Origin of the sequence: Brevundimonas sp. LF-1 (assembly GCF_037055305.1) — a bacterium.
Lineage (GTDB): Bacteria > Pseudomonadota > Alphaproteobacteria > Caulobacterales > Caulobacteraceae > Brevundimonas > Brevundimonas sanguinis.
In genome coordinates this window covers 2,630,709-2,645,992 of the sequence record NZ_CP146349.1, presented here as the reverse complement: position 1 = coordinate 2,645,992, position 15,284 = coordinate 2,630,709, and the positions used below count along the sequence as shown (strand labels likewise).

The window sequence follows — 15,284 nt, the reverse complement described above, 5'->3', positions numbered from 1 at the left end:
TCATTCAGGCCTGTTGACCATCAGGTTGCGGGTCATCAGGGCGACGAACAGGGTCCAGGGCAGGTCCTGGTGCCGCATCAGCACGCTCTCCGACAGGCTGAGCAGCAGGAATGCGGCCAGATAGGCCAGGCTCCAGTAGCCCTCCTGCCGCCCCAGGCCGGACAGGCGGATCAGGACGGCGGACGAGGTCAAGGCGACGACGGCGCCGACCAGGCCGACGCCCGTCCAGCCCAGTTCGGCGCGCAGGTCCAGCCAGCCCTGGTGAGCGGACGGCACGCGCCAGCCCGTCTCATGGCGGATCCATTCCATCGGCTCGGCGTGCGGCAGCCAAAAGGCGCTGTAGCCATAGCCGAGCCAGGGTTTGCGTTCGGTCATGCGGCCGATGGCGTCCCAGATTTCGGTCCGGCCAGTGAGGCTGGGGTCCTTGCCGAAGAGGGCCAGAATCTCGACGGAAAACTCGCTCCAGATCCACAGGCCGCCGAACAGGGCGACGCCCAGACACCAGACGGCGATGACGCCGAACACCGGGCCCATCCGCCGGATCGCCCGACACAGGACCACCAGCCCGGCGCCCAGCATGGCCATGATGAGGGCGGTCTTGGATTGCGATCCCAACAGCGCCACGGCGCAGACGACCAGCGCGATCAGCGCCAGATTCCGGTCGGCCTTCTGCTCCTGAGCGGCCATCAGGGCGGCGGCGGAGATCAGGCCCACGGCCATGACCATCCCCAGCTGGTTCTTTTCATACCACAGGCCGCGCCACATACCGGCGTTGACGTCGGCGTGCACGCCGAAGCCGGGAAGGGCGAAGACGGAGATCAGGCTTCCGACGCCAAGGGCCAGGAAGGCGGCGGTCAGCATTCGGGGCAGGGCGATCCCCGAAAAACCGCGCCCAGATAGATCGCAAAGACGCCGGTCAGAACCAGGGCCAGCACGCGCCGCTCGGTCACCTCGGGCCTGGGACCACAGGCTGGACGCCAACGCCAGCACCGCCATCAGCAGCAGGGGAATGAAGGCGGGCCAGGCCGCCGCCATGCGCCGCGCGCGAAACGCGGCCAGCCCCAGGATCACCAGATAGATCGGCGGCCAGATCAGCCGAAGCACCGGCGTTTCCTGCTGCTGTGGTGCGAAGATCGGGCCGAGCAGGGCGCCGGACAACAGAGCCAGAATCAGAGCCGCCGCCGCCTGTTCCCACAGGGTGGGGGTGTCGGAGACCGGACTTCGAAGGGCGTCGGCCCCCGTCACGCCTTCTCCACGAAGGTATCGATGACCTTCTTCTCGCCGGCCTTGTCGAAGGTGACGACCAGCTTGTTGCCCTCCACCGCGCGGACGTGGCCGTAGCCGAACTTCTGGTGGAAGACGCGATCGCCGCGCGACCAGCCGGACGCCGCCTTCGGATCGGCGGTGGCGATCAGGCGGCCTTCGCCCTCGATCACGGCGCGGCGGGCGTAGGCGGGCTTGGGCGTCTGGGCGGCGGTGTAGGTCTGGGCGCGCTTCCAGCCGGGGCTGGAATAGCCGCCGCCGAACGAGGGAGCCTCGTCCCAGCGGCTCTTGGCCTCCTTCATCCCGCTCGAGGCGCCGTAGTAGCCGGTGTCCGACTGCGGCTCGACGTGGGCGAGGGGCAGTTCATCGACGAAGCGGCTGGGCAGTTGCGAGGTCCAGCGGCCGTAGACCATGCGGTTGGCGGCGAAGCTGATGCGCGCGTCCTGCTTGGCGCGGGTGACGCCGACGTAGGCCAGGCGGCGTTCCTCCTCCAGCCCTTTCACGCCCTTCTCGTCGATGCTGCGTTGGCTGGGGAAGACGCCTTCCTCCCAGCCTGGCAGGAAGACCAGCGGGAACTCCAGCCCCTTGGCGCCGTGCAGGGTCATGATCTGCACCGAGCCTGAGCCGTCGGCGTTCTCGTCGCGGCGCTCCAGGTCCATGACCAGGGAGACATGCTCCAGATAGGCCTGCAGCGTCTCGAACGACTGCATCGACTGGGTCAGTTCCTTCAGGTTGTCCAGCCGGGTCTGGCCGCTGGTGCGGTCGGCCTTCTGCATGGCGGTATAGCCGCTCTCGTCCAGCAGGGTCTCCGTCACCTGCCAGTGCGGCGTGCCCATGGCCATCAGGTCGCGCCAACGGTCCAGATCGCGCACGAAGTTGGCCAGCGGCGTGCGCGTGCGCGCCTGAAGCTCGTCCGTCGTGATCAGATGGCGCACCGCCCGCATGGCCGAGACGCCGTTCTCGCGCGCGATGTGCAGGATTTTCTGGACGCTGGTGTCGCCGATGCCGCGCTTGGGCGTGTTGACGATGCGCTCGAAGGCCAGGTCGTCGTCCTCGGACTGGATCAGCCGCAAGTAAGCGTGGGCGTCGCGGATTTCCGCTCGCTCGAAGAAGCGCGGGCCGCCGATGACGACATAGGGAATGGCCAGCATCAGAAAGCGTTCTTCAAACGCCCGCATCTGAAACGACGCGCGAACAAGGACGGCCATGTCCTTGTAATTCATGCCCTGCTTGCGGGCTGTCTCGATCTCGTCGGCGATCAGGCGGGCTTCGGCCTCGCCGTCCCAGACGCCGCGCACGCGGACCTTGTCGCCGCTGTCGTCCTCGGTCCAAAGGGTCTTGCCCAGTCGGTCCTGATTGGCCGCGATCAGGGCCGAGGCCGCGCCCAGGATATGCTTGGTCGAGCGGTAGTTGCGCTCCAGCCGGATGACCTTGGCGCCGGGAAAGTCGCGCTCGAAGCGCAGGATGTTGTCCACCTCTGCCCCGCGCCAGCCATAGATCGACTGATCGTCGTCGCCGACGCAGCAGACGTTGCCGGTCGAGGAGGTCAGCAGCCGCAGCCACAGATACTGGGCGACGTTGGTGTCCTGATATTCGTCCACCAGGATATAGCGGAACCGGCGGCGATATTCCTCCGCCAGATCAGCGTGTTTCGACAGGATGGTGATGTTGTGCAGCAGCAGGTCGCCGAAGTCGCAGGCGTTCAGCGTCGCCAGCCGCGCCTGATAGGCGGCGTAGAGCGCCGGGCCCTTCCCGTTGGCGAAGTCTTCGCCGGGCGGCAGCTTGTCGGGCGTCCAGCCGCGGTTCTTCCAGTGGTCGATCATATGGGCCAGCGACTTGGGCGTGAACCGCTTGGTGTCGATGTTGGCCGCTTCCAGCAGCTGCTTCAGCAGCCGCTCCTGATCGTCGGTGTCCAAGATGGTGAAGCTGGACTTCAGCCCGACCAGTTCCGCATGACGACGCAGGATCTGTGCGGCCACCGAGTGGAAGGTGCCCAGCCAGCGCAACCCCTCGGCCGACGGGCCGATCAGGTGGCCGATCCGTTCGCGCATCTCGCGCGCAGCCTTGTTGGTGAAGGTGACGACCAGCAGCTCCCACGGCTTGGCCCGGCCGGTCGCCAGAATGTGCGCCAGACGGGTGGTCAGGACGCGCGTCTTGCCCGTGCCGGCTCCGGCCAGCACCAGAACCGGCCCCTCGGTCGTCTCCACCGCCTCGCGCTGTTCGGGGTTGAGCCCGGCCAGATAGTCGGACGTCGCGCCTTGCGGAGCACCTTGCGGACTCTGGGCGCGGGCGAGGTCGGAAATGCGGGGAGCGGGCAGGTCGGTCACAGGGGCGGGTACTCGGGACAGCGTCTGGGCGTCTGGGGCGGGCGGGGCGCCCATGCGGAATCTGGAAGAGGAGAACATAAGCAGCACAGCGGCCAAAGTCAGTCCCCTTCAGCCAGGGAATGAACGGAACCGTGAAGCCAGAGCGTCGTTGTCCCAAATGACAGGGACTACATAGGAAGGGATGCCTGATGGCGGAGAACTCAAGCAGCGGCGGCAACGCCGGTCTCGCCTTTATCGTAGGCGGTTTGGTGGTGGTGGTGGCCATACTGGCCTGGTTCCTGCTGGGCCGAGGCGCCGCGCCGGAGACCAAGAACGTCGATGTCGACGTCAAACTGCCTGAAGTTTCGGCGCCGGCCGTCCCGGGCGGCAACTGAGGTCGCGCGATGACGGACCCTAACCTCCCGCCCGAGCGCGTCGTTCATCAGACGACCATCAACACCGCCCCGCCGCCACGCAAAGGCGGGGGAGCGGGCCTGGCCTTCCTGGTGGGCGGGCTGCTGGTCGCCGTGGCGGTGATCGCCTGGTTCGTCTTCGCCGGGGGACGCGCGCCTGCGCCGGAGGCGCCGAACCTCGATGTGGACATAAGCGTACCCGCGCCGCGCATGCCCGACGTTCCAGATCGCCCCGCGCCGCCGGAACTCCCCCGCCCCAGCGAGACCCCTCAGGTGACGACGCCGGAACCCAAGGCCTGACGCCGTGACGGTCGGCCTGAAGCGCGTCTATGAGTCTCCGTCTCAGGCGGACGGGACGCGCATTCTGGTCGACCGCCTGTGGCCCCGCGGGCTGAGCAAGGGCAAGGCGCAAGTCGACCTCTGGCTGAAAGAGGTGGCGCCCAGCACTGAGTTGCGCCAGTGGTTCAACCACGATCCCGAAAAATGGCCCGAGTTCCAGCATCGGTACTGCGCCGAGCTGATGGCGAACGCCGAGGCGGTCTCGGAGCTGAAGGCCGCACTGGCGAGCGGCCGAGCGACGCTGGTCTATGGGGCGAAAGATGAAGAGCACAACGACGCGGTCGTGCTCGCGGCCTTTCTAGGCGGCACCTGAGCCGACTATTTCAGGCGGTAGCTGATCGTCGTGACGACGCGCACCTTCTTGTTCGGGGAGCTAGCCTCGTCGCCGGTTCCGTCGCGCGATAGGATCTCGAAAGACCCCTGGCCGGCCGTCTTGATGGGGCCGAGCGGCGCGCCGGAATCCTTGGCGAACTGTTCGGCGCCGCTGCGCGCGGCGGCGGTGGCCTCGGCGATCATGGCCGGGCGCACGTCGTTGAGCTTGGTAAAGATGTAGGACGGGCCGTTGAAGTCCTGCAGCACCACGCCCTGGCGCACCAGATCGTTCAGATTACGCGTCGTGGTCTGCACGCGGTCCACGTCGGTGGTGCGCACGATCACGGTCTGGGTCAGGATGAAGCGCGGCCCGCCGGTCTGGCTCATGTATTCGCGCGAACGGGTGTCGGCGACGCCCAGCTGGCCGAGGTCGACAGCATCGTCGGGATAGCCCTGCGCCTTCAGGAACTGGCGCACGATGGCCAGGTCGCCGTCGATGCGGCTCTGGACCTCGGAAAGCACGTCGCCGGAGGTGGTGAAGCGGATCGGCAGGACGGCCAGATCGGCCTTCACGTCCTTTTCCGCCAGGCCGCGCACCGTGACCGAGCGGTCGCCGGCGCGGGCGTTGACCACGCCCTGTCCGATCAGGCGCCGCCGCCGATCAGGCCGATAGCCATCAGCCCGCCGAAGACAGCCGCCGGGATCAGGCGTCCGGTGTCGATGCGATTATCGCTCATGGGGTCTTCTCTTCTGCAAAGCTGCGGTCGCCGCCCGCCCATTGCAGGGCGAGGACGCGGCAGGATGACGCCAGGGGCGGCGGCCCCGCCAGTCGTCAATACGGATCATCAGTCCGGCGCGGCTCAAGGAAAGCTCCGCCCCGATGGCGTCCAGAATGGCCCAGAACTCAGGCTCCAGCGCCACCGATGTGGCGTGGCCTGACAGCAGGACGGATCGTTTAATGAGACCGCTCAAGGCTTACCGCACGCCCACCATGACGATGTCGGCGCTGTTCGACGCGCCGCGGGTCAGCACCGAATGGCGTGTGTCGGTCGTGAAGCGCAGGGCGCCGGCGGCATCGCGAATTTCTGCGCGGGCAGCGTATTCAAAGCGGCTGTCGATCTCGTCGTTCGGAACGGACAGGGTGACGGCGTAAGGGGGCGCGCGGCCATCCAAAGGCTGCCGCGTCTCGGCGAGCACGCGCGATGGAGCGTCGGCGCGACTGACGTCCTCGATCCTGACCGTCAGGGTATGGCCGGGCGGAAGCATGATGCGCTCACGATAGGTCGCGGTGACCCGGACTTCGGTCATGTCGCTCGAAGGTTCGGGCGAGGTGGTGCAGGCGGCCGCCATCAGAGCAGGGATCATGACGAGCGGGGCGAGAAAAGAGCGCATCAGCGCCTCCATTGCATAAGTTCAGCTTAGCAGAACGCATCAGCGCGACATATGGCTGCAACGCTTGAGAGACGGGACGCCCGAGCGGTGGTATCGCCATGTGTCGTTTAGTCCTGTCGAGTGCGCCTGAGTGCCCCAGTCTGAAGCTCCATCGCCAGAAGGCGGATCGTCTTTTCTCCGGTCGCTGGCCATGCTGGCCTTCGGCGGCGTGGGCGTCTGCGCCCTGATCTGGGGCACGACCTGGTACGCCATCACGTTCCAGTTGGGCGCTGTGGACCCGGTGGTGTCGGTGGTGCTGCGGTTCGGGATCGCCTCGGCCCTGCTGGCGCTCGTCGTCAAGGCGACGGGCGGGCGGCTGGCCCTGACGCGCACTCAGCATCTGGCGGCGCTGGGGCAGGGGCTGTTCTCGTTCGCCATCAGCTACGCCTTCGTCTACGCCTCGGAAGAGAAGATCGCCTCGGCGGTGGTGGCGGTGATTTTCGCCGCCCTGGCCTTCCTGAACCTGATCCTGTTCCGCGTCGCCTCGGGCCAGAAGGCGGCGCCGGCGGCCTGGCTGGGCGCGGGGATGGGCGTGGCGGGCGTCGGCGTTCTGTCTGCGGGCGAGGTGATGGGCGCGGGGCTGGGCGTCCATGCTGTGGCGGGCGTCAGCTTCGCCGTGATCGCCGTCGTCGCCTCGGCCTTCGGCAACTGGTTCGCCTGGCGCGGCCAGCAGGCGGGCTCGCAGGTTCTGCCTTCGACCGCCTGGGCGATGGCCTATGGCACGGGGACGCTGGCGCTCTACGCCCTGGTCACAGGGGTGTCGTGGTCGGTCGCCTGGAGTCCGGCCTATATCGTTTCCCTGCTGTATCTGGCGGTGTTCGGCTCGGTCATCGCCTTCGGCCTGTACTTCACCATCGCCAGGGCGAGGGGCTATGCGCTGGCCAGCTACATCTCGGCCCTGACGCCGCCGATCGCCATGCTGGTGTCGGTCATGTTCGAGGGGCGCGGTTCGGCGTCCTGGCTCTGGCCGGTCTGGCCTTGGTGCTGGCGGGGCAGTTGTTCCTGATCCGCGCGCCGAAACGATCGGCGGCCTAGGCGTCGTCAGGCTTTTCCAACTTGTGACCGTCCAGCTGGGCGGCGTCGCGCTCGCGCTCCGTCTGGGTGGTCAGCCGTTCGGCCTTGGTGCGGCCGAAGGTAAGGCGGTTGGCCTCGGCCGTGCGTTTGGCGTCGACCTTGGCGCGCGCTTTGCGCGCCCGGTTCAAGTTGACGATCTCGGCCATCAGGCGCGTCCCGGCATCGGGCGGGGCATCGACATTGTGAACTCCCACAGCAGGCTTGGCGGTGAACCCATGGCGGGCGGGCTCGTTGTCTCAGCGTCCCTCACAGCCATTGGAGTCAATCATGATAAACGCCTCGATGATCAAGGAACATCAGGAAGTCGTCGGTTCCGACGGCGGCCACGTCGGCCGGGTGGACCACGTAAAGGGCGATCAGATCGAGCTGGCCAAACTGGATCTGGGTTCGGGCCTGAAGCACCACATGATCCCGGTCAGCTGGGTGTCCCGCGTCGACGAGCACGTTCATCTCAACCTCAGCAAGGACGAGGCAAAGGCGCGCTGGACCGAGAAGCACTAGCAACGCCTTACCGTGATTTCATCGAAGGCCCCGCTGCAATCAGCGGGGCCTTTCGCCATATGAGGGAGGTGGTCACGCGAAAGGGCCGATGATTTGATCCGATTGATCCTCAATCTGCTGTGGCTCTTCCTGGGCGGCTTCGCCTCGGGTCTGGCTTGGTTGTTCGGCGGACTGCTGCTGGCGCTGACCGTCGTGGGCTTGCCGTGGGCGTTCTCGGCGTGGCGGATCGCCAGCTATTCCTTCTGGCCGTTCGGGCGCGAGATCGTCTGGCGCGATCCGAACCCGGCTGATCTGGGCGCAGGCTGCCTGGGTGTCGGGCTGAACGTGATCTGGCTGGTGCTGGCGGGCTGGTACATCGCCCTGGCGCATATCCTGATCGCCGTGCCGCAGTTCGTCAGCCTGATCGGCATTCCGTTCGCGCTGAAGAATGTCGAACTGGCGCGGCTGTCGCTGGCGCCGGTGGGGCGGACCATCCGCGACAAGGGCTGAACATGAAAAACGCCGGCCGGGGCGAACCCGACCGGCGTCTTCATATCTGGTGATGCCCGCGGCTCACTGCGGCGCGATCATCTTCTCGGGGCGGACGTATTCGTCGAACTCGGCGTCGGTCAGATAGCCGCCGCCGACGGCTTCCTGGCGCAGGGTGGTGCCGTTCTTGTGCGCCGTCTTGGCGATCTTGGCGCAGGTGTCGTAGCCCAGCTTGGCGTTCAGAGCGGTGACCAGCATCAGGCTGTTTTCCAGGCCATCCTTGATGTTGTCCTCGCGCGGCTCGATGCCGACGACGCAGTTGTCGGTGAAGCTGATGGCCGCGTCGGCGACCAGGCGCACCGACTGCAGGAAGTTGTAGGCCATGACCGGGTTGTAGACGTTCAGCTCGAAGTGGCCTTGCGAACCCGCGAACGAGATGGCGGCGTTGTTGCCGAACACCTGGGCGCAGACCTGGGTCAGGGCTTCGCTCTGGGTCGGGTTGACCTTGCCCGGCATGATGGACGAGCCCGGCTCGTTTTCCGGCAGCGACAGCTCGCCCAGACCGGCGCGCGGGCCCGAGCCCAGGAAGCGGATGTCGTTGGCGATCTTGAACAGCGAGGCGGCGACCGTGTTGATCGCGCCGTGGGTGAAGACCATGGCATCGTGGGCGGCCAGGGCCTCGAACTTGTTCGGTGCCGTGGTGAAGGGCAGGCCGGTGATCTTGCCGATGTTCTCGGCGACCTTTTCAGCAAAGCCCACGGGCGCGTTCAGGCCGGTGCCGACGGCAGTGCCGCCCTGGGCCAGCTCCATCAGGCGCGGCAGGGTCAGCTCAATGCGCTCGATGCCCATGGCGACCTGGTGGGCGTAGCCGCCGAACTCCTGGCCCAGCGTCAGGGGCGTGGCGTCCTGGGTGTGGGTGCGGCCGATCTTGATGATGTGGGCCCAGGCCTTGGCCTTGGCGTCCAGCGCGGCGTGCAGGTGCTTCAGCGCGGGCAGCAGGTCGTTGACCACCTGCTCGGCGCAGGCGACGTGCATGGCCGTCGGATAGGTGTCGTTCGACGACTGGCTCATGTTGACGTGGTCGTTGGGGTGGACCGGCTTCTTGGAGCCCATCTCGCCGCCCAGCATCTCGATGGCGCGGTTCGAGATCACCTCATTGGCGTTCATGTTCGACTGGGTGCCCGAACCGGTTTGCCAGACGACCAGCGGGAAGTGGTCGTTCAGCTTGCCCTCGATCACTTCATTGGCGGCGGCGATGATGGCGTCGGCCAGCTTGGCGTCCAGCTTGCCCAGGTCGCGGTTGGTCTCGGCCGCGGCGCGCTTGACGACGCCGAGCGCACGCACGATCGGCAGCGGCATCTTCTCCCAGCCGATCTTGAAGTTGCCGAGCGAGCGCTGGGCTTGCGCGCCCCAATAGCGATCAGCGGCGACCTCGATGGGGCCGAAGGTGTCGGTTTCGATACGAACGTTGCTCATGTGCGCGGGACTCGTCTCTCAGGCGTGGCGGGAAGATGCCGGGCGGTGTAGCACGCAGGCGCGGCGGAGCAAGGCGAGCCGCTGATCACGAAAGGCGGACGGCGCGTGCACGGCTGGATCGGAACCGGAAAGGTCAGGGCGCGCGAGCAGGGCGAGGCGGTCGAGATCACCATCGACGGCCTGACCACCCAGGCCAAATACTACAAGCCGCTGGTCTATGAGTTCATGCGCAAGGAGTGGGTGTCGCGCCCCTCCTGGGGCGACTACGTCGTCGAGATCGTGATGGAGCACGTCGGCGACCCGCCGTGGATGGATCTGGACAATCTGGCCAAGGCCCTGCTGGACGCCATCAAGGGCTATCTGTTCCACGACGACAGCCAAGTCGCCCGCCTGCTGGTCGAACGCCGCGAAGGCGAGCGCGAGCGGATCAGCATCAGGGTGTTTCCGAGGGGTAAAGGCAGGGGCGCTCGGTCCGTCTGGACAGGGGTCGGTTTCGGGACGGGGCCTAAGTCAAAAAGCGCCCGGTTGCGAACATTCGATATCTGCGCATATCGTCAGCGAATGCGGGCACCCGAGACTTTTGAAACCGAGCGATTGCGCCTGCGTCCAGTCCAGAGAATGGATGCTGCGGACATTTTTCAATATGCGGGCGAGGTCCCTCCGACCCGTTTCATGCCGTTCCAACGCCATCAAGATATTGCTGACAGTCTGGCGTTCGCGCAGCGTTGTGAAGGCTGCTGGATCGAGGGCTCGGCTTTCCCTTGGGCTGTTACCGAGAAGATGTCTGAGCGCTTTTTAGGGGTGCTGGAACTGCGATTATCACCGCCCAAGGCTGACTTCGGCTACATCTTCGCTGAACCCTTCTGGGGAAAGGGCTTCGCCACCGAAGCCGCATCCGCCGTGGTCGCCTGGGCAATTGCTCAGCCCTCAATCCTTCGCGTCTGGGCAACATGCCATCCTAGCAACGTGGCGTCGGCTGCGGTCCTCCGTAGGGCGGGGCTAAGCTACGAAGCGACGCTGGCGAGTTGGGAAGCGCGCCCTCAACTTGGCGAAGTCGCCGGCCCGAGCGATTGCTACGCTCTCACGAGGTCCGCGACAGGATGATCGCCTTCACCCTTAGGCGAACCTCGCTTCACGACCCTGTGTGGATGTTTATGGAGCCTGAGTAACCTCGGGGTACCGGCGCTCGGGCGCTGAGGCCAAGGCGACGCTTGAAGCCTATTTCTTCCGGAACTGGTCCAGAGAGACGACCTTGGGACCGTCGTCGCCGGAAGGCGGCGGGGCTGCGGCCTCCGGGTCGCGCGCGGGCGGCGACAGGGGGCGATCTCGGCCTCGACGATTTCCGGCTCGTCGAACTGCAGCAGGAACTGCACGCTGGGATCGTAGAAACGAACCACGGCGCTGTAGGGCACGGTCAGCACCTTGGGCGCGCCGCCGAACTTCAGCATCACGGAGAACAGGTCAGGCTCGACCGCCAGATCCCAATATTGGTGCTGCAGCACCACCGTCATCTCGTCCGGATATTTGGCCAGGACGTCGGGCGGGACGCTGACGCCCGCCGCGCGGGTCTTGAAGGTGATGTAGAAATGGTGGGCGCCGGGGATGCCCTCGGGCATGGCCGCGCGCTCCAGCGCCAGGCGGATCACGCCGCGCAGGGCGTCCTGGGCGAGCTGCTCATAGTGCATCTCGTCGACAGGGGAGTTTGATCCGTCATCAGCGCCTCAAAACAGGGGAACGCGTGACTGTTACCCGCCAAGCGCAGGCGACGGAAGACGCAGAGTCGCCGCCGGATCAGGAATTTCGACTTTTGTGAGAAGCGCCGGGATCTGTCGCCAGGCTCCCGAGGTGTCGGGAGAGTGGGGGCTTCTGTTGCCAGGCGCCCCCGGGCCCCGCCTAAGGATCTGAACCCCTAGGAGTTTAAGTTCGAAATCAACCGAACCGCATTACGCGGCGAGGCGGACTTCTCCAGCGAAGTTATCGTTCGCAGTTAGATAAAGGCCCGATACGGTGGGCCAGGACGAGCGAAAGCAATCCTCTTTACACGTCCGTCGATGCTAGTCGGCCCCATGCTGCCTCCGCCGATAACGCGGGGAAGAAATTGGTGGAGCCGCCGGGATTCGCACCCGGGTCCGGTCCGCTTATTACAGGCGCGTTTATCGCCATAGCCCGGGCGAACCCGAGCAGGATCAATATAGTATGGGCGACGCCGCGTTCCAAGGGGCTGGCGCAGAAGTTCAGGCGAAACCGGGATGGCGGGGCCAGTCTCGCTGCTGGTTGCGGAACCAGGTCAGCTGGCGCTTGGCGTAGTTGCGGGTGGATTGCTTCACGGCGGCGACGGCGTCGTCCAGCGACAGGTCGCCCGCCAGATGCGCCGCCAGCTCCCGCACGCCGACGGCCTTCATGGCGGGCAGATCGGGGGCAGGTCCCGGGCGACAAGGGCGCGATCTCGTCCAGAGCGCCGTGGGCCATCATTACGTCGACGCGGGCGTCGCACGAGGCGTAAAGGCGCTCGCGCGGGGGCTCCACGACAAGGGCCTCATAGCTGCCGGGCGCCAGCAGGGGCGGGTGTCGGCCTTCCAGTCGCTGAGGGCGCGGCCGCTGGCGCGATGCACGCTGAAGGCGCGGACTAGCCGCTGGCGGTCGGCGGGAAAGATGGCGGCCTCGGCGGCCGGATCGACGTGCGCCAGGCGGCGGCGGAAGACAGCCTCGCCCTCGGCGTCGAACTCGGTCTGAACGGCGTCGCGGACGTCGACCGGGACAGGCGGGATTTCGGCCAGTCCCTTGGTCAGGGCGTTGAAGTAGAGGCCCGTCCCCCGACCAGCAGGGCCGGGCGGCCCTCGGCGGCCAGTTCGGCGAGCAGATCCATCACCGCACGGCTCCAGCGCCCGACGGACCAGGCGTCGGCGGGGTCGGCGACGCCGTAGAGGCGGTGCGGGACCTCGGCCTCGTCCTCGGCGGACGGCCGGGCGCTGAGCACGCGCAGGTCGGCGTACAACTGCTGGCTGTCGGCGTTGATGATGAAGGCGCCCGTTTCGCGCGCGCGCTGCATCGCCAGCCGTGACTTGCCCGAGGCGGTGGGGCCGGCGATCAGGGTGATGAGGGGTTGGGACAAAGGATCAACTCGCGAACGGACGCTTAGGGCGATAGAACGCCTGTCATCGGCCCGGCAAGTCCGTCGGGTCTTCAAGGAGTCTTCATCGTGACTGACCGCGCCGCCGTCCTCGCTGTCCTCGACGCTGTGACCGACCCCAGGTCGGGGCAGGGGTTGGCGACCGCCGGGCTGGTGCAGGGACTGGTGGTGGCCGAGGGGCGCGCGGGCTTCGTCATGGAGGTTCCCGCCAGGGAGACGGCGCTTTACGCCCCGGTGCGCGGTGCGGCCGAGGCGGCGCTGAAAGCCATGCCGGGCATGGAGCGGGTGTCGGTCGTGCTGACGGCCGAGGCGGTGGCCGCGCCGGCGCGCCGCACGGCCGGACTGTCGAAGGCGGCGACGGATCAGGGGCGGCCCAAGGCGCCGGTTCCGACCGAGCGCCCGGCCCATGTGAAGCGCGTGCTGGCCGTGGCGAGCGGCAAGGGCGGGGTCGGCAAGTCGACGGTCTCGGTCAATCTGGCGGCGGCCCTGGCGGCGCGCGGCCTGTCGGTCGGGGTGCTGGATGCAGATGTCTATGGGCCGTCGCTGCCGACCATGCTGGGGATTTCGGGCCAGCCCGCCTATGAGGACGGGGCGATGGTTCCGCACGTGGCGCATGGGCTGAAAGCCATGTCGGTCGGCCTGCTGACCAAGGCCGAGGACGCCATGATCTGGCGCGGGCCGATGGCGTCGCAGGCCATCAATCAGATGCTGACCCAGACGCGCTGGGGAACGCAAGAGCAGCCGCTGGATGTTCTGGTCATCGACCTGCCGCCCGGCACCGGCGACGTGCAACTAACCCTGATCCAGAAGACGCCGCTGGACGGGGCGGTCATCGTCTCGACGCCGCAGGAAGTGGCCCTGGCCGACGCGCGCCGGGCGCATACCCTGTTCGACAAGGTCGGCGTCCCCACGATAGGCTTGGTTGAGAACATGAGCGGCGAGGTGTTCGGAACCGGCGGCGCCGAGGCCGAGGCGGCGCGTCTGGGCGCGCCCTATCTGGGCGATCTGCCGCTGGACGGGGCGCTGCGGCGGGCCGGCGACGCGGGGCGGCCATTGGTCGCCGTTGACCCGCAGCATCCGGCGTCCGAGCGTTTCAGGCAGATCGCCGCGAAGGTCGCCCAGTCCCTGGGTCTTTAGATCGCGAGCTCTTTAGAGGGAGGCCGTGATGGCTGAGCAGGAACAAGCCGTGGTCGTCTGCGGCATCGACGGCAGCGCGCACGCTGAAAGCGCCGTGCGCATCGCGGCGCAGTTCGCCAGGGCGAAAGGCGCCAGACTGGCGCTGGTGGCGGTCAATCCGCTCAGCTCGGCCAGCGGCCACCCGGACATTCGCGCCTGGAAGGCCGAGGAGCAGGACGCCATTCTGATGCGGTCGATGACCGAGGCGCGGCGTCATTGCCCGTCGGTTGAAGCGGTCACGACCGAAGGGCACGACGTGGCTGACGCCCTGATCGCGGCCGCCGCCGCCCTGGGCGCGGATCATATCGTGGTGGGCACAGGCGACCGCAAAGGGCTGGTGAACTGGCTGATGGGCTCCACCGCCGAGGCTGTCGCCGCGCGCGCCCCGGTCAGCGTGACGATCGCGCGCTAGGGTACTCGGCTCAGGTGGGCTCGAATATCCCGCCGGGCATGATCTCATTGGCGTGATCCCGAGGACCTCCTGATGTTCAGCGGCGGTCCAGAACGGTGAAGGCGAAGGCGTGCTCGTCCTTTTCGCCCGCCTCATGCGGTTCAAACGCGGTCCGGACGAAGGCCGTTTCGTCAAAGGCGGGGAAGACGGCGTCGCCCTCCGGCTCGGCCTCGACTTCGGTGATGTACAGGCGTTTGGCGCGCGGCAGGGCGGCGGCGAACACGGCCGTGCCGCCGATGACGCAGACCTCGTCCACGCCGTCGTCGGCGGCCTGTTCGCGGGCGATGGACAGGGCTTCGTCCAGCGTCGAACAGACAACAGCGCCCTTGGCCAGGCCCGCCTCGGCGTAGGACTCGTCCTTGGTCAGGACGATGTTCAGCCGCCCCGGCAGGGGACGCAGGGGCAGGCTCTCCCAGGTCTTGCGGCCCATAATGCAGGGCTTGCCCATGGTCACCGCCTTGAAGCGCTGCAGGTCCGAGCGCAGCCGCCAGGGCAGGTCGCCGTCCCGGCCGATGACGCTATTGCGGGCGCGGGCGACGACGAGGGCGATGCGAGGCAGGGCCAAGGCGGTTCTCCGAAGCAGATCGGGAGCCGCGCGACGCCGCTCCCGTCCGCAGGAGTTAGGCGTCCGGCTGGAGCAGTTTCAAGCCTCGGTCTTCAGCCAGCTCAGCCATTTGCGCTGCATCGCGGCGTTCAGGTCGACGCCGGCGCGGTCGCAGTAGATCAGCAGCATGCCCAACACGTCCGCCGCTTCATCGGCCAGGGCCTGAGCATCGGCGGCGCCGCGCGCCCTTTGGGTCAGGCGCAAGTGCTCGGCGGTCAGCTCGCCCAGCTCTTCCTGCAACTTCAGCAGAGCCCAGTCGCGGTCGCGGTTGATGGCGTGTTCGCGCGCGTAGATGTCGGAGATGCGCAGCACATCCGCCTGCAGGTCGGTCAGCTTCATG

Annotated in this window: 19 protein-coding genes, 1 other RNA gene and 2 pseudogenes; 10 read left to right on the top strand and 12 right to left on the bottom strand. The window is 67.1% G+C overall.

Annotated elements, in window-relative coordinates; genetic code table 11:
- Complete coding sequence (locus V8F63_RS14615) at positions 1 to 1,245, bottom strand: O-antigen ligase (protein WP_392353840.1); 1,245 nt, start codon at positions 1,243 to 1,245, stop codon at positions 1 to 3.
- On the bottom strand, positions 1,242 to 3,644 hold the full coding sequence (locus tag V8F63_RS14610) for an ATP-dependent helicase (RefSeq protein ID WP_051582104.1): 2,403 nt from the start codon (positions 3,642 to 3,644) through the stop codon (positions 1,242 to 1,244). The genes V8F63_RS14615 and V8F63_RS14610 overlap by 4 nt, the downstream gene beginning before the upstream one ends.
- Before the next feature lie 134 nt (positions 3,645 to 3,778).
- Here V8F63_RS14610 and V8F63_RS14605 point away from each other — a divergent pair, with 134 nt between their 5' ends.
- From V8F63_RS14605 to V8F63_RS14595, 3 genes are read left to right on the top strand one after another with little or no spacing between them, the layout of a single operon-like run.
- Complete coding sequence (locus V8F63_RS14605; protein ID WP_025977489.1) at positions 3,779 to 3,964, top strand: hypothetical protein; 186 nt, start codon at positions 3,779 to 3,781, stop codon at positions 3,962 to 3,964.
- Between the two features lie 9 nt (positions 3,965 to 3,973).
- Positions 3,974 to 4,282 (top strand): hypothetical protein, encoded by a 309-nt coding sequence (locus tag V8F63_RS14600; protein WP_025977488.1) that lies wholly within the window; start codon positions 3,974 to 3,976, stop codon positions 4,280 to 4,282.
- Between the two features lie 4 nt (positions 4,283 to 4,286).
- Positions 4,287 to 4,634 (top strand): DUF488 domain-containing protein, encoded by a 348-nt coding sequence (locus V8F63_RS14595; RefSeq protein WP_313632955.1) that lies wholly within the window; start codon positions 4,287 to 4,289, stop codon positions 4,632 to 4,634.
- A 5-nt stretch (positions 4,635 to 4,639) separates the two neighbouring features.
- Here the strand turns inward: V8F63_RS14595 and V8F63_RS14590 are convergent, their stop codons facing one another.
- From V8F63_RS14590 to V8F63_RS14580, 3 genes are all read right to left on the bottom strand, one after another.
- Positions 4,640 to 5,266 carry an SIMPL domain-containing protein gene (locus tag V8F63_RS14590; protein WP_392353837.1) on the bottom strand — a complete coding sequence of 209 codons (627 nt, stop codon included), beginning with the start codon at positions 5,264 to 5,266 and terminating at the stop codon, positions 4,640 to 4,642.
- Positions 5,267 to 5,359: 93 nt separating this feature from the next.
- Entirely contained in the window at positions 5,360 to 5,554 is a 195-nt protein-coding gene (locus V8F63_RS14585; RefSeq protein WP_392355109.1) for a hypothetical protein, read from the bottom strand.
- Positions 5,555 to 5,608: 54 nt separating this feature from the next.
- The gene (locus V8F63_RS14580; protein ID WP_392353835.1) at positions 5,609 to 6,037 is read right to left on the bottom strand and encodes a YbaY family lipoprotein; all 429 of its coding nucleotides are present in this window, start codon (positions 6,035 to 6,037) and stop codon (positions 5,609 to 5,611) included.
- 178 nt (positions 6,038 to 6,215) lie between these two features.
- Between V8F63_RS14580 and V8F63_RS14575 the strand changes: the two genes are divergently transcribed.
- Positions 6,216 to 7,070, top strand: a complete 855-nt coding sequence (locus V8F63_RS14575; protein ID WP_392353833.1) for an EamA family transporter — start codon at positions 6,216 to 6,218, stop codon at positions 7,068 to 7,070.
- Positions 7,071 to 7,095: 25 nt separating this feature from the next.
- Here the strand turns inward: V8F63_RS14575 and V8F63_RS14570 are convergent, their stop codons facing one another.
- Positions 7,096 to 7,284, bottom strand: a complete 189-nt coding sequence (locus V8F63_RS14570) for a DUF4169 family protein (protein ID WP_392353831.1) — start codon at positions 7,282 to 7,284, stop codon at positions 7,096 to 7,098.
- A 121-nt stretch (positions 7,285 to 7,405) separates the two neighbouring features.
- On the opposite strand from V8F63_RS14570, the gene V8F63_RS14565 reads away from it, so the two are divergent.
- Positions 7,406 to 7,639, top strand: coding sequence for a DUF2171 domain-containing protein (locus V8F63_RS14565; protein ID WP_003167222.1), 234 nt, complete (start codon positions 7,406 to 7,408; stop codon positions 7,637 to 7,639).
- 93 nt (positions 7,640 to 7,732) lie between these two features.
- Positions 7,733 to 8,128: a YccF domain-containing protein gene (locus tag V8F63_RS14560; protein WP_303683724.1), complete on the top strand. Its 396-nt coding sequence runs from the start codon at positions 7,733 to 7,735 to the stop codon at positions 8,126 to 8,128.
- Positions 8,129 to 8,191: 63 nt separating this feature from the next.
- Here the strand turns inward: V8F63_RS14560 and fumC are convergent, their stop codons facing one another.
- A complete protein-coding gene (gene fumC, locus V8F63_RS14555) occupies positions 8,192 to 9,583 on the bottom strand; it encodes a class II fumarate hydratase (RefSeq protein WP_121482825.1) in 1,392 nt (463 codons plus the stop codon).
- 105 nt (positions 9,584 to 9,688) lie between these two features.
- Here fumC and V8F63_RS14550 point away from each other — a divergent pair.
- Positions 9,689 to 10,033, top strand: a pseudogene (locus tag V8F63_RS14550) (RusA family crossover junction endodeoxyribonuclease); the annotation flags it as partial.
- A gap of 111 nt (positions 10,034 to 10,144) precedes the next feature.
- Positions 10,145 to 10,687 carry a GNAT family N-acetyltransferase gene (locus tag V8F63_RS14545; RefSeq protein WP_392355108.1) on the top strand — a complete coding sequence of 181 codons (543 nt, stop codon included), beginning with the start codon at positions 10,145 to 10,147 and terminating at the stop codon, positions 10,685 to 10,687.
- Here the strand turns inward: V8F63_RS14545 and V8F63_RS14540 are convergent.
- The 3 genes and pseudogenes from V8F63_RS14540 to V8F63_RS14530 all read right to left on the bottom strand — a co-directional run bounded on the left by V8F63_RS14540 (position 10,657) and on the right by V8F63_RS14530 (position 12,632).
- Complete coding sequence (locus tag V8F63_RS14540; RefSeq protein ID WP_392353830.1) at positions 10,657 to 11,268, bottom strand: ClpXP protease specificity-enhancing factor SspB; 612 nt, start codon at positions 11,266 to 11,268, stop codon at positions 10,657 to 10,659. The two genes, V8F63_RS14545 and V8F63_RS14540, sit on opposite strands and share 31 nt — an antisense overlap.
- Before the next feature lie 170 nt (positions 11,269 to 11,438).
- Positions 11,439 to 11,804: a transfer-messenger RNA gene (gene ssrA, locus V8F63_RS14535) on the bottom strand.
- A 13-nt stretch (positions 11,805 to 11,817) separates the two neighbouring features.
- Positions 11,818 to 12,632 (bottom strand): annotated as a pseudogene (locus V8F63_RS14530) (tRNA (adenosine(37)-N6)-dimethylallyltransferase MiaA).
- 150 nt (positions 12,633 to 12,782) lie between these two features.
- Here V8F63_RS14530 and V8F63_RS14525 point away from each other — a divergent pair.
- Complete coding sequence (locus tag V8F63_RS14525) at positions 12,783 to 13,850, top strand: Mrp/NBP35 family ATP-binding protein (protein ID WP_392353828.1); 1,068 nt, start codon at positions 12,783 to 12,785, stop codon at positions 13,848 to 13,850.
- Positions 13,851 to 13,878: 28 nt separating this feature from the next.
- Positions 13,879 to 14,301 (top strand): universal stress protein, encoded by a 423-nt coding sequence (locus V8F63_RS14520; protein WP_392353826.1) that lies wholly within the window; start codon positions 13,879 to 13,881, stop codon positions 14,299 to 14,301.
- Between the two features lie 76 nt (positions 14,302 to 14,377).
- Here V8F63_RS14520 and V8F63_RS14515 read toward each other — a convergent pair whose 3' ends face one another.
- Both V8F63_RS14515 and V8F63_RS14510 read right to left on the bottom strand, forming a co-directional pair.
- The gene (locus V8F63_RS14515) at positions 14,378 to 14,905 is read right to left on the bottom strand and encodes a dihydrofolate reductase (protein ID WP_392353824.1); all 528 of its coding nucleotides are present in this window, start codon (positions 14,903 to 14,905) and stop codon (positions 14,378 to 14,380) included.
- Between the two features lie 78 nt (positions 14,906 to 14,983).
- On the bottom strand, positions 14,984 to 15,283 hold the full coding sequence (locus tag V8F63_RS14510; RefSeq protein ID WP_134581173.1) for a phosphoribosyl-ATP pyrophosphohydrolase: 300 nt from the start codon (positions 15,281 to 15,283) through the stop codon (positions 14,984 to 14,986).
- Between the last annotated feature and the right edge of the window lies 1 nt (position 15,284).